This window comes from Prauserella marina (genome assembly GCF_002240355.1).
GTDB lineage: Bacteria > Actinomycetota > Actinomycetes > Mycobacteriales > Pseudonocardiaceae > Prauserella_A > Prauserella_A marina.
The window spans coordinates 1667139-1679910 of sequence record NZ_CP016353.1; the positions used below are offsets into that span (position 1 = coordinate 1667139).

Annotated in this window: 11 protein-coding genes; 5 read left to right on the forward strand and 6 right to left on the reverse strand. The window is 64.5% G+C overall.

Features of this window, described 5'->3' with window-relative positions:
- Nucleotides 1-28: 28 nt before the first annotated feature.
- On the forward strand, nt 29-739 hold the full coding sequence (locus BAY61_RS07655) for an O-methyltransferase (protein WP_143021349.1): 711 nt from the start codon (nt 29-31) through the stop codon (nt 737-739).
- Between the two features lie 12 nt (nt 740-751).
- Here BAY61_RS07655 and BAY61_RS07660 read toward each other — a convergent pair whose 3' ends face one another.
- Nucleotides 752-3037, reverse strand: coding sequence for an ATP-binding cassette domain-containing protein (locus tag BAY61_RS07660; protein ID WP_091800363.1), 2286 nt, complete (start codon nt 3035-3037; stop codon nt 752-754).
- A gap of 37 nt (nt 3038-3074) precedes the next feature.
- Complete coding sequence (locus BAY61_RS07665; protein WP_211323454.1) at nt 3075-3740, reverse strand: TetR/AcrR family transcriptional regulator; 666 nt, start codon at nt 3738-3740, stop codon at nt 3075-3077.
- A 283-nt stretch (nt 3741-4023) separates the two neighbouring features.
- Here BAY61_RS07665 and BAY61_RS07670 point away from each other — a divergent pair, with 283 nt between their 5' ends.
- Entirely contained in the window at nt 4024-5022 is a 999-nt protein-coding gene (locus tag BAY61_RS07670) for an ATP-binding cassette domain-containing protein (protein ID WP_249033858.1), read from the forward strand.
- A complete protein-coding gene (locus BAY61_RS07675) occupies nt 5019-5876 on the forward strand; it encodes an ABC transporter permease (protein ID WP_091800371.1) in 858 nt (285 codons plus the stop codon). The genes BAY61_RS07670 and BAY61_RS07675 overlap by 4 nt, the downstream gene beginning before the upstream one ends.
- Nucleotides 5877-5927: 51 nt before the next feature.
- Here the strand turns inward: BAY61_RS07675 and BAY61_RS07680 are convergent, their stop codons facing one another.
- Together BAY61_RS07680 and metK are read right to left on the reverse strand one after the other, a co-directional pair.
- Entirely contained in the window at nt 5928-6683 is a 756-nt protein-coding gene (locus BAY61_RS07680) for a TylF/MycF family methyltransferase (RefSeq protein ID WP_091800375.1), read from the reverse strand.
- Nucleotides 6684-6766: 83 nt separating this feature from the next.
- Nucleotides 6767-7969 carry a methionine adenosyltransferase gene (gene metK / locus BAY61_RS07685; RefSeq protein WP_091800378.1) on the reverse strand — a complete coding sequence of 401 codons (1203 nt, stop codon included), beginning with the start codon at nt 7967-7969 and terminating at the stop codon, nt 6767-6769.
- Between the two features lie 222 nt (nt 7970-8191).
- On the opposite strand from metK, the gene BAY61_RS07690 reads away from it, so the two are divergent.
- Together BAY61_RS07690 and BAY61_RS07695 are read left to right on the forward strand one after the other, a co-directional pair.
- The gene (locus BAY61_RS07690) at nt 8192-9343 is read left to right on the forward strand and encodes a hypothetical protein (protein WP_091800381.1); all 1152 of its coding nucleotides are present in this window, start codon (nt 8192-8194) and stop codon (nt 9341-9343) included.
- Between the two features lie 41 nt (nt 9344-9384).
- A complete protein-coding gene (locus tag BAY61_RS07695; RefSeq protein WP_091800383.1) occupies nt 9385-10098 on the forward strand; it encodes a class I SAM-dependent methyltransferase in 714 nt (237 codons plus the stop codon).
- 110 nt (nt 10099-10208) lie between these two features.
- On the opposite strand, the gene BAY61_RS07700 is transcribed toward BAY61_RS07695, so the two are convergent.
- Both BAY61_RS07700 and BAY61_RS07705 read right to left on the reverse strand, forming a co-directional pair.
- Nucleotides 10209-11474 carry an activator-dependent family glycosyltransferase gene (locus BAY61_RS07700; RefSeq protein ID WP_091800385.1) on the reverse strand — a complete coding sequence of 422 codons (1266 nt, stop codon included), beginning with the start codon at nt 11472-11474 and terminating at the stop codon, nt 10209-10211.
- A 15-nt stretch (nt 11475-11489) separates the two neighbouring features.
- Complete coding sequence (locus BAY61_RS07705; RefSeq protein ID WP_091800388.1) at nt 11490-12770, reverse strand: cytochrome P450 family protein; 1281 nt, start codon at nt 12768-12770, stop codon at nt 11490-11492.
- Nucleotides 12771-12772: the final 2 nt, after the last annotated feature.

The following is a 12772-nucleotide window of genomic DNA, read 5'->3' on the forward strand; positions in this document are numbered from 1 at the left end:
CACGCACTACCAAGAAGGGGATCAGTTCATGATCAACACACCGCTGCCCATCGTCCCGCAGGACAGCACCGACCCGAAGGAGGTCTTCGCCACCGCCCTCGCGCGCGCGGTGGAACTGCCTCCGAGACTCGCGACCGTGATGACGGAGATCGAGACGGTCGCGAACAACGAGGGCATCCCGGTCATCGGCAGACTGGAGGGCACGATCGTTCAGACGCTCGCCACGCTGCGCGGCGAGCGGGCCACGAGGGTGCTTGAGCTGGGTACGGCGATCGGCTACTCGGCGCTGTGGCTCGCGCACGCACTGCCCGAAGGCGGCAAGGTCACCAGCATCGAGCTGGACCCGGAGCGCGCCGCACGCGCGGCCGACTTCATCGATCGCGCCGGGTTCGCCGACCGGGTCGAGATCATCGTCGGCGACGTGTTCGAGCTGCTGCCAAACCTCGGCGTCTACGACCTGATCTTCCAGGACGTGATGAAGCACCGGTACTTCGGTGGTGATCCCGCGCTCGCGACCGAGCTACTGCGGCTCACCAAGTCGCACCTCGAAGCGGACGGCGTCCTCATGATCGACAATGCCTTCTGTGGCGGCGGAGTCGTCGCGGGGGACATCGGTGAGCCGTCCAACGAACTGGCGGGCGTACGACGGATGAACGAGGTGCTGGCAAGCGACCCCGACTTCGCCAGCGTCATCGTGCCAGTGCGGGACGGCCTCTGGGTCGCGCACCGTAAGTCCTGAGCAGTGTCTGACTCAGACAGTCAGCCCCTCGACATCTGATGAGGAGCGGTGGTAGCGCGCGAGGTGTTCCGCGGTACGTGAATCACGCGCGGTCAGGAGTTCCCGAGGCGTTCCCGAGTGGACGATGCGGCCGCCTTGATGACCGGCGCCCGGGCCGACATCGATGATCCAGTCGGCACGAGAGATGACATCGAGGTTGTGCTCGATGACGATGACGGTGCGGCCCGTTCCGACGATCTCGTCGAGCAGAGCGACGAGTCGATCGGTGTCGGCCATGTGCAGTCCCGAGGTCGGCTCGTCGAGGACGAGAATGTCGGCGTCGGCGGCCATCTCGATGGCGAGCTTGAGCCGCTGCCGCTCGCCGCCGGAAAGTGTGGTGAGTCGCTGGCCGAGCCCGAGATAGTCGAGTCCTACGCGACGGAGCCTGTGCAGCATGGGCAGAACACTGGTTTCGCTGAAGAAGTCGCTGGCTTCTTCGACCGAGAATTCGTAGATCTCGGCGATGGTTCTTCCACGCAGCCGGTGACTGAGAGCTTCGTCGGTGAAACGCTTGCCGTAGCAGGTCTCGCAGACCGATTCGACGCCGGCCATGAAGGCCAGGTCGGTGTAGATCACTCCCTGGCCCTTGCATTCCGGGCAGGCTCCTTGGGAGTTGGCGCTGAAGAGCGCCGCGGGCGCTCCGGTGGCCTGCGCGAATGCTTTTCGAATCGGGTTGAGAATGCCGGTGTAGGTAATGGGTGAGGACCGGCGCGAGCCGCGGATGGCCGATTGGTCCACGAACGCGGCCTGTTCGCGGGGCAGGCAGCCATGGATCAGTGAGCTCTTTCCCGATCCGGCAACGCCGGTGACGGCGACGAGGACGCCGAGTGGGACATCGATGTCGACGTGCCGAAGGTTGGTGACTGCCGCGCCGCGGATGGGCAGCCACCCTGTGGGGACACGAGTGTGGGTCTTCAGAGCCTGGCGCTGTTCGAGATGGGCGCCGGTGCGGGTGCCGGAGCGGCGCAGGCCCGCGATGTCTCCCGCGTATACGACATCGCCTCCGTGGATGCCCGCCCCGGGCCCCATGTCGATGATGTGGTCGGCGATGGCCATGACCTCGGGTTTGTGCTCGACGACGAGCACCGTGTTGCCCTTGTCGCGCAACTGTTGGAGCAGGTGGTTCATCCGCTCCACGTCGTGCGGGTGCAGTCCGGTGGTCGGCTCGTCGAAGACGTAGGTGACGTCGGTAAGGGCGGAGCCGAGGTGCTTGACCATGCGCGTGCGTTGCGCCTCACCGCCCGACAGCGTCGAAGTGGGCCGGTTGAGGTTGAGGTATCCGAGCCCGATTTCAGCGAAGGTCTTCAAGGCGTGCAGCAGGACGGCGGAGAGCGGGGCCGTACCCGCCGGCAGGTCGAGCCCGGCAAGGAATTCCGCGAGCTCGTCGACCTGCATGTCCACGCAATCGGCGATCGAACGGCCACCGAGCCGCACGGCGCGGGCAGTGGCGTTGAGTCGTGCGCCGCCGCACTCGTCACAGATCTGCTGGGTGGCCACCCGCTCGACCGCGGCTCGTTGCGCGGGTTGCATGGAGTCGCGGTCTTGGAGCAGGCCGGTGCGCAGCCTGGTGATCAAGCCTTGATAGGTCAGATTGACGCTGCCCGTATTGATCTTGCGCTCTTTACCGTAGAGCAGCTCATGCAGATCAGCTTCGGCATAGTCACGCAGCGGCAGGTCCGGATCGAACAGTCCGGTCTCCGCGTAGAGCTTCCATTGCCATGAGCCGACTTTGAAGTGGGGAAAGTCGATGGCGCCGTCGTTGAGCGACTTGCTCATATCCACAAGGGCGTCAGGATCGACCGCGGTCACGCGGCCAAGACCTTCGCAGGCCGGACACATGCCACGCGGGTCGTTGAAGCCGAACACGTTCGGCGATGCCACCCGTGGGGTTCCCGCGCGGGCGAACAGCAGGCGCAGCATGGTGTAGGTGTCGGTCGCCGTGCCCACGGTGGAGCGGGAGTTGGCGCCCATTTGCTCTTGGCCCACGATGATGGCTGCTGTCATGTGACGTAACGCGTCGACGTCGGGTTGCGGAGCATGCGGCATGAGGCCTTGGACGAACGCGTCGTAGGTCTCGTTGATCAGGCGGCGAGACTCGGCCGCGATCGTGCCGAAGACAAGGGACGACTTGCCCGAGCCGGACACTCCAGTGAAGACGGTCAGTTGCCGCTTGGGTATGTCCAGGTCGATCTCGCGCAGGTTGTTCTCCCGCGCTCCACGAACCTCGATGAACTCTGCTGTCGCACGTCGTTGAAACATACGCCCACCGTACACGCATACAGTACGGTGTACGTTATCACTGGCGATCGAGGTTCGCCTGGATGCCGTCGAGGATGGTGTCGAGGCCGAACGTCAGCGCGTGATCGGGACTCGCGCTCGCGGCCTGAAACTGCTCGCCCACGGTGTTTCCGACACGTGCGGACACGGCCAGATCTCCGTCGTCCATGACCTGCTCCAGCGCGGGCGCGACGATGGCCCACCAGTCGGTGTCGCTCATCCCGGAGTCATCCTGAGTTCGCACGATGTGACGACTGGACCGGGCGGTGGCCTCGACGTGGCTGAGGATCATCGACAGCGTCGAGTCCATCGAGATGTCCGAAAGGCCGATTCCGTCAAGGGGCCGCAATTCGGTCTCGTACTTACGACTGAGGTTCGGTCCGAGGGCCAGGCGTGAGGGCCGCAGGTCCAGCAACCAGGGGTGGCGAACGTAGAGGTCCCAGTTGCGCCGGGCGACATAGCGCATGGCCGCGCGCCAGTCGCCCTGGCTGGTCGCCGCGGCCACGTCGTTGCCGTACGGCTCGGCATAAACAGCGTCGACCATCAACGCGATCAAGTCGTCCTTGCCCGGCACGTGAGCATAGAGCGACATCGTTCCCGCCCCGATGTGCTCCGCGACTTTACGCATCGACACCGCGTCGATACCTCGGGCGTCGGCGACCTCGATGCCCGCGCGGACGATCACCTCGACACTCAACCCCGAGCGCCCTGGTGCCGGATGGTGCCCCCATAGCAGATAGATGCTGCGCACGAGGTCGAGGGCGGGTGAGCGTGTAGTCACTGTGGCTTGTCCTTCCGGCGCCAGGCCTTGCGTTGTATCTCCCGCCAAGCGTACCGTACGCTGATATAGTACACCGTACTGTTCAGGTGTACGAACAACGAGAATCAATGCGGTCCGTGAAGGAATGCCTGATCAGGCATGGCTGAGTACCGCAAGTTTGGGTGACTGTTCACACCGGGAGAGAAAATTGGAATCGCAGTCGGATTTAGCGATAAGGACCGAAGGGCTGGTCAAGGTCTTCGGGAAAGTCCGGGCGTTGGACGGGGTGGATCTGACCGTGCCGGAGGGCATGGTCTACGGCTTCCTCGGCCCTAACGGAGCCGGGAAGACCACGGCCATCCGCACGCTGGCCACCCTGCTCAAACCGGACGAAGGCACCGCGCGGGTCTTCGGGTACGACGTCATGAAGCAACCCGAGGAGGTTCGCCGGGTAGTCAGCCTCACCGGCCAGTTCGCGTCGGTGGACGAGGCACTGACAGGCGCGGAGAACCTGGTGCTGGTGGCGAGGTTGCTGGGTCATTCGTGGGCGGAATCGCGCAAACGCGCGAACGTATTACTCGAAGCCTTCGGTATCGACTACGCGGGCGATCGACTGACGAAGAACTACTCGGGCGGCATGCGGCGCAGGCTGGACATCGCGGCAAGCATCATCGTTTCCCCGAAGTTGCTCTTCCTCGACGAGCCGACCGCGGGACTGGACCCGCAGGGGCGTAATCAGGTTTGGGATGCCGTCCGGGCCCTCGTCGCGGTCGGCACCACGGTCTTGCTGACCACCCAGTACCTGGAGGAGGCAGACGCGCTGGTCGGCAGGATCGCGGTCATCGACCACGGAAAGATCATCGCCGAGGGAACCCCGAATGAGCTGAAGGCTTCGGTCGGCAGCGGGGCGGTGCAGGTCAGACTGTTCCGCGCGGAGGACCGGCCAAAGGCGAGCGAGCTGCTTGCCGAGGCCCTCGGTGTACCGGTCGAGCTCGCATCCGACCCGTTGGCCATTTCCGCGAGGGCCAACGACCCGGAGCAGGTCGCCGCGGCACTGGTCATGCTGTCCAGATCCGGTATCAGGGTCGCCGACTACGCGCTCGGCCAGCCGAGCCTCGACGAGGTTTTCCTGGCACTCACCGGGCACAAGGTCGATGTCAGCCCCGGCTCCGAAGCAGGCAACAAGAATGAGGAGGTTGCCGTATGACCACCGCCACCAATGACGACACGATCGTCGAACCCAAGCCGGTCCTCGAGAACGCACTGCGCAACGCGCTGGCGACCCACGCGCGACCCAAGAGGCCGGGCCCGTTGTCAGCTTCGCTCACTCACCTGTGGCGAGCGGTGTCCACGTTCCGGCACCACCCGGGCCAGTTGCTGGACATGGTCCTGTTCCCGTTCGTCTTCCTGCTGGTGTTCACGTACCTGTTCGGCGGCGCGATCGACGGCTCCACCACCGTCTATCTACAGCAGTTCCTGCCGGGGATCCTGGTGCAGACGGTAGTGATGATGTCGGTCTACACGGGGACCGCGCTGAACACCGACATCACCAAGGGAATCTTCGACCGGTTCCGTACGCTGCCGTTCTGGCAGCCGGCAACCATCGTCGGCAGCCTGCTGGCCGACATGGGGCGCTACATCGTGGCACTCGGCCTGACGATCGGGCTTGGAATGCTGCTGGGATTCCGCCCGGCGAGCGTGGTCGGCTGCATCGCCGCGGTCGCGGTGCTGATCGTATTCGCATTCGGCGTGAGCTGGATTTTCACGACGCTGGGCGTCGTAGCCAAGTCACCGTCGACAGTCGCCTCGACGAGCATGATCGTGGTGTTCCCGCTGGTATTCGCGAGCAACATCTTCGTCCCCACCGCCTCCATGCCCGGCTGGATGGCGGCGTTCGCGAACGCCAACCCGATGAGCCACGCCGCTACCGCGGCGCGTGGCCTCATGCACGGCACCGCTACGGCAGGGCAGGTCGCCTGGGCACTCGGGCTGGCCGCGGCGCTGGTCGTGGTGTTCGCGCCGCTCACCATGATCGCCTACCGCAAACGCAAGGACCGCTGATCTATCGCCGCACTGGCGGCAATGCTGCCGGTGCGGCGAAGGAGCGGTGGGTCAAGAGCTACGGCGCCAATAGACACTGCTGTCGTCAATGGTGACCATCTCGTCGGTAATACCGTGCTTCTCCCGGTACTCCAGGACCGCTTCCCTGCAAGCCGGAATGACGTAGTCGTCGATGATCACGAACCCGCCAGGCGAAAGCCTGGGGTACAGGTTGGCCAGGGAATCCATTGTGGACTCGTAGAGATCGCCGTCCAGTCGCAGCACCGCGAGCTTGTCGATCGGCGCGGTGGGCAGCGTGTCCCGGAACCAGCCCGGCAGAAAAGCCACCTGATCGTCGAGCAAATCGTAGCAGGCGAAGTTCTCCTTGACCTGGTCCAGCGAAATGGCCAAGTGATCGTTGTACTTGTGCAGAGCCAGCTCGCGGTCGCTCGGGTGGCTGCTCCCGTCGGTGACGGGCATGCCCTCGAACGAGTCCGCCAGCCACACCGTGCGGTCCTTCACCCCATGCGCCTCGAGAACTCCACGGGCGAAGATGGAAGCACCGCCACGCCACACGCCCGTTTCGATCAAGTCACCGGGAACGTTGTCGGCCAGCACCTTTTCCACACAATATTGCAGATTGTCGAGGCGCTTCAAACCGACCATGGTGTGGGCCACCATCGGCCAGTCCTCCCCATTGGCCCGGTTGTGTTCCGAGTAGCCCTCCCCGAAGTAATACCACGACGCTTGCTGCGCCCCATCCTTGTAGATGACATTGGTGAGGACCTTCTTCAACAGGTCCAAATACAGCGTGGTGCCGCTATCCATCTGTTCGTCTCCCTGTTGGCGTCAGCCCCATCCGCCAGGATGGCACCCTTAGCTAGTAACGCCCTCAAGGAAGCAGGTGAACCTCACGCGCCGGCCGCCTTGGCCAGTAACTCAGCGCGGTCTGTGCGCTCCCAAGGCAGGTCGAGGTCTGTCCGGCCGAAGTGCCCGTATGCCGCGGTCGGCGAATAGATCGGCCGCAACAGGTCAAGGTCGCGGATGATGGCGGCCGGACGAAGATCGAAAATTTCCCTGATCGCTCGCTCAATCCGGGTTGGGTCCACTGTCGCGGTGCCGAAGGTATCCACGAACAGCCCGACCGGCGCCGCCTCCCCGGTCGCATACGCCACCTGTACTTCGAGCCGGCGCGTAAGGCCGGCCGCGACCGCGTTCTTCGCGATCCAACGCATCGCATAGGCCGCCGAACGGTCCACTTTGGATGGATCTTTCCCCGAAAAGGCACCGCCACCGTGCCGCGCCATTCCGCCGTAGGTGTCCACGATGATCTTCCGGCCGGTCAGGCCCGCGTCGCCCATCGGGCCACCGATCACGAACCGGCCGGTCGGGTTCACCAGCAGTCGCACCTTCTCGGTGTCCAGCTCAAGCCCTGCCAACTCCGGAACCACCACCTGCTCACGTACGTCGGTCGCGAGCATCGAGTCCGGATCGACCCCGTCCGCGTGCTGGCTGGACACCACTACCGTGTCCAGCCGCACCGGTTGGTCTCCCGCGTACTCGATTGTCACCTGGGTCTTGCCGTCCGGCCTCAGATAGGGGAGCGCTCCGTTCTTGCCGACCGCGGTCAGCCGACGGGACAGCCGGTGGGCCAGCGCGATCGGCAACGGCATCAGCTCCGGCGTCTCCGTGCACGCGTACCCGAACATCAGGCCCTGGTCACCTGCCCCCTGAAGAACGATCTCGTCCTCGGCTTCGACAGCGGTCGCCACGCACGACTCGTGGGAGTGATTCACGCCCTGCGCGATATCAGGAGACTGCGCCCCGATCGCGATGTTGACACCACACGAACGCCCGTCAAAACCTTTTGCCGAAGAGTCGTATCCGATATCGACGATCTTCGCGCGGACGATCGACGGGATGTCGCTGTACGCCTCGGATGTCACCTCGCCCACCACGTGGACCTGCCCGGTAGCCACCATCGTCTCCACTGCCACCAGGGAGCAAGGATCCATCTCCAGCAACGCGTCCAGAACCGAGTCCGAGATCGCGTCACAGATCTTGTCCGGATGCCCCTCGGTCACCGACTCCGAGGTGAAAAGGCGTGTCGACATAGTGCTCCTCCGTCACGGATGGGCGGATGGATGAGATCCGACCGCGCCCAGGACAGTCACCTCCGCAAGCTTGGCCGGGCCTCCTCAAGACCTCGTATATTCGCCGCGGAGCAGGAGCCGGTTCGACCCGTCCGGCAAAACTGATGGCATGTACCGGTTCTCTGGCGCGTTTCTAGGGCTACCGATGAGCATGGGTGCGTTGGTTCGGAGAGATGGGGTGACGTGGAGAAGCTGCTGTCGATCGCGGACGGGGTCGAGGAAGACACGAGAGCGCGGCTCGATGACGTGGACGCCTCGCTCGTGCTGAGAGAGATGGTGTCGCGAGCCGCGTTGCTCGTCGGCCCCAGCATGCCGGTGACCATTCAATTCGATCTCGCGGCAGCGGACAAGAAGCTCGGCTACCTGGTGACCATCGGCCCCGGCGAGTCCAAAGTAGAGTCTGGATGGTCGCAAGACGCCCCAGCGCGGATACGGCAGGACCTCGCCGAACTCGTGCGGTCGGTATTCGGGCCGGTCGGTGGCGAGCATGCCACCCGCGAGATCGAACTGATGGAGAACCCCGGGCCGAAGACCATCGACCCCGACGCCGTGCTGGACAAGCGGCGAGCCACGGCACTGGCCGTGCACCAGTTGCTGAAAGCCTGCTCGCCGAGGCAGCTGGACCTCGACACGCTGGCGCTGCACTTCGGGTCGGACAAATGGGCCGACCATTGGTATACGCCACACTATGATCGGCACTTCGCGCCCTACCGGGAACGCCGGGTCAAGCTGCTGGAGATCGGTATCGGCGGGTACGAAGCATCCGACCAGGGCGGCGAGTCGCTGCGGATGTGGAAGCACTACTTCCGGCGTGGCCTGATCAATGGCCTGGACATCTACGACAAGTCGAGCCTCGACGAACCAAGGATTCGGACGATCAAGGGGTCCCAGGCGGATCCGGACTTCCTGATCGAACTCGCGGGCCGGATCGGCCCGCTGGACATCATCATCGATGACGGCAGCCATCTGAGTGCCGATGTGATCACCTCGTTCCAGGCACTGTTTCCGCTGCTGGCACCGGGTGGTCTCTACGTGATCGAAGATTTGCAGACCTCGTATTGGCCCGGCTGGAACGGGGGCAGCGACGATCTGAACGACCCCGGTACGTCACTTGGTTTCCTCAAGACGCTGGTCGACTCGCTGCACCATCAGGAACGAGCAGGTAGCCGCCCGTCCGCAATGGACAAAGAAGTCGGTGCGCTGCACATGTATCACAACATCGGGTTCGTCGAGAAGAGCGTGAACGCCGAACAGTCCTCGGCAGCCTGGATCCCGCGTGACCTCGACCCGATGACGTGGATGTACCCGCCGACGGCAAACGAAGACACGGAGTGAGGAACCTGGTTGGGGAGCGACCGATACCGTAGGAGATTCCCGTGTATGGAGCCGATCTGGCCGAGGTCTTCGAACTGATCCATCGCGGCCGGGGTAAGGACTACCTCGCCGAGGCCGAAGTGGTGACAAAGTGGATCCGGTCGCGCGTCCCGAACGCGGTCTCGCTACTGGACGTCGCTTGCGGGACCGGATCGCACCTGAAGGCGTTCGCAACGTTGTTCGATCACGTCGAGGGCCTGGAGATCTCCGAACCATTCGTGCGGACCGCAAGAGAAACCGTGCCAGGGGCTGAATTGCACCTCGGCGATATGCGTGACTTCGATCTCGGCCGGAGGTTCGACGCGATCAGCTGCATGTTCGGCTCGATCGGATACTTGACCACCACGCGGGAGCTGACCGCGACGCTGACCAGGTTCGCCCACCATCTCGTTCCCGGCGGAGCAGTTGCGGTCGATCCATGGTGGTTCCTGGAAAACTACGCCGACGGCTACGTCTCCGGATCGGTGCTCCAAGTGGATGGCATGACCATCTCCAGGGTGTCGCACTCCAAGTTGGAGGGCAACGCGTCCAGGATGGACGTGCACTACGTCGTCGCCGACTCCGTCAACGGTGCCCGGCATTTCGTCGAGAATCACCTGATCACGCTGTTCACCCGTGAGCAATACGAAACCGCCTTCGCCGCGGCCGGTTTCGCGGTCGACTACATCGAGGGCCTGCACTCCGGCCGCGGCCTGTTCATCGGCGCCCGCAAGTAGCGTCGCCGGCTCACCCCCCGACGCATCCGAAATCACACCGTCCATGGTGGGCGGGCAGAACCCGTCCACCATGGACCCGCCGCGCTCGGTGCTCGGCTACGTGGTACCGCCTAACCCGCGCGGTGCTGGGTGGTCAGCCGCTCCAGGACTGGAACAGTCTCATTCGGACTGGCGGCGGCAGCCATCACGTCCCGCAGGCGTTGCGCGCCCTCGGTGAACGAGGGCTCCTCCAGTACCCGCACCAACTTCTCCCGCAGCTTTTCCACGGTCAGCTCGAACGAAGGGATATGCAGCCCCGCGCCCAGCTCCTCAAGCCGCTGCGCGCGGTAGATCGCGTCCCACATCCAGCCCATCGCGACCTGGGGAACCCCGTAGGCCGCGGCAGTCGCCCAGGTACCGGCGCCGCCGTGGTGCACGATCGCCGAGCAGCTCGGCATCAACGCGGCCAACGGAACACGGTCCACAACGCGGGTGTTGCCGGGAACCTTCGGCACTCCTTCGAGTTCCTTTTCGCTGAGCAAAGCGACAACCTCGATGTCGAGGTTCTCGATCGCCTCGAAGAGGTCCGCCACCTTCACCGCGTTGGGAAACTCCGACTGCCGGATCGTTTCCCCCAGCGTGAAGCACACCCTCGGCCGAGTGGGTGCGACTCGCAGCCAGTCCGGCACCACAGCCGGTGTCGGGCCATTGTATGGCAGGTAACGCATCTCCACGGTCGGAAGGCCGAGCGGAAGTCGTACACCGACGGGCATCTGATCGATGGTCCACTGCCCGGTGACGACTTCCTCGTCGAACTCACACCCGTGCCGCTCCAGCACGAGTGTCAGCCATTCCTCCAACGAGTCGTCGTATTGCTCGGGTTCCTTCGCCGCTCGTTGCAGGAAGACCTTGCGAACGCCGTAGAAAGTGTCCGGAAAGGACAGTATGCGCGCGTGCGCGGCACCGGCTGCCCTGGCCGCCACGGCACCGGCGAAGGTGAACAGCTCCCAGATGACCAGGTCCGGCTTCCAGTTTCTGGCGAAGTCGACCAGTTCGTCCACCATGGAGTCGTTGTTGATCTGCATGTAGTACGTCGCGGTCAGCAGGGAGTTGGACGCGATGTGAAAATCAAGGTCCAGCAGCTCCGGTCGGTGTTCGAGAAAGTCACGGCTCGAATGCTGGGCATACATGCTCGCGCCCACCCGCCGCGTGACCTCGTGCATCCTGTGGTCGCTGCCGACCGGAATCGCGGTGAGGCCCGCTTGCGTGATGCTCTCGGTCAGCGCGGGCTGGCTCGCCACCCTTACTTCGTGTCCCGCGGTTCGCAATGCCCAGGCCAACGGAACGGCACCATTGAAGTGAGCGTCCAGCGCGAACGACGTGATCAGGATTCGCATCGGATCCTCCCTTGACTATGCGTTGCTGACCGGGAACCGCAGGACCCCGCGCGTGACCGGGGACCGCATCCGGCGCAATACGCGCTCGCGATGGCGCAGCGCCGGGAAGCGGGCTGCCAGGGCGCCCACCGCGACCTCGGCCTGCAACCGGACCAGCGGCGCGACGAATCCGCCGTAGAGTCCGCCAAACAGGCTCAGCTGGTCTACTTCGGACTTCCGGATGATATCGAATCGTTCCGGTTCGGCGAAAACCGCCGGGTCTCGGTTGGCGGCTCCGACCACCACGACAAGCTGAGTATCAGCCGGGATCTTCTCTCCGCAGATCTCGACGTCCTTGGTGGTGATGCGGTGCTCCAGCCGGACGGGCGAGTCGAATCGCAGGGTCTCCTCGACCGTTCCGCGGGCGAGGCCGGGATCGCCGCGCAGCACCTGCCACTGGTCAGGATGGTCGAGCAGCGCGACCACCGAGTTGCAGATCAGGTTCACCGCCACCTCGATACCGGCCACCGTCAGCAGCAGGCCCGCCGCCAGCACGTCTTCCGCGCCGCCCGTGCTCGGCCGCTGTTCGCCGAACAGTTGCTGTGTGCCGAGCAATTCGCGGAGCTCGGCAAGGGAGGTCATCAGGGCACGAGCGACCTTGTACTGCGGCGGGCACAATCCGCTGTCCAGCGCGATGCCGACGCTGGAGGCAAGTTCGGCGAAACGGTCCCGTTCGTCAGCCGGAATGTTCAGGATCTCCGCCACCAGCGTGGTCGCGACAGGTCGTGCGAAGTCCGCCATCATGTCGAACTCGCCGGGCAAGCTGCCCGCTGTCCGCTCGACGATCCGCTGCACGGCGGGGTGGTGTGCCCGCACAGCCTCGGCGCCGAGCAACGGATCGAAGAGTGTGCCGATCCGCTCGTAGTCCGCACGCTTGAGGTTGAGGAACGCGTCGTCCAGCGGAACGATGTGGCAGAGCTTCGGGTTGTCCCAGATGTCCTGGAACATGTGCTGCTGCGGGGACTCGTCCTCACCCTCGTGGCGCAGCTCCAGCCGCGGATCCGCGAGAATGTCGCGGGCGTGCGGGTAATGCCCGGTCACCCAGGCGCCGGTCTCGCTCTTGTAGAGCGCGCCGCGCTCGCGCACTCGCGCGTCGAGCGCGGCCGGGTCATCGCTGCCCGCCCTCAGGAGCAACGCGTACGGGTCTCCCTGCGCACCGAAGATGAACTGGAAGCCGCGAACGGTCAGCAGGTGACGACCGAGGTCACTGTTGGTCGCGGTTCGTGCCGTGGCAGACGTCGTTGACGTGGCAGACATGG

Excerpts from the sequence above, each read along its gene's own strand:
- BAY61_RS07675 (WP_091800371.1), top strand. The coding sequence starts at position 5,019 with ATGACCACCGCCACCAATGACGACACGATCGTCGAACCCAAGCCGGTC.
- BAY61_RS07705 (WP_091800388.1), bottom strand. The coding sequence starts at position 12,770 with ATGTCTGCCACGTCAACGACGTCTGCCACGGCACGAACCGCGACCAAC.
- metK (WP_091800378.1), bottom strand. The coding sequence starts at position 7,969 with ATGTCGACACGCCTTTTCACCTCGGAGTCGGTGACCGAGGGGCATCCG.
- BAY61_RS07655 (WP_143021349.1), top strand. The coding sequence starts at position 29 with ATGATCAACACACCGCTGCCCATCGTCCCGCAGGACAGCACCGACCCG.
- BAY61_RS07680 (WP_091800375.1), bottom strand. The coding sequence starts at position 6,683 with ATGGATAGCGGCACCACGCTGTATTTGGACCTGTTGAAGAAGGTCCTC.
- BAY61_RS07700 (WP_091800385.1), bottom strand. The coding sequence starts at position 11,474 with ATGCGAATCCTGATCACGTCGTTCGCGCTGGACGCTCACTTCAATGGT.
- BAY61_RS07660 (WP_091800363.1), bottom strand. The coding sequence starts at position 3,037 with ATGTTTCAACGACGTGCGACAGCAGAGTTCATCGAGGTTCGTGGAGCG.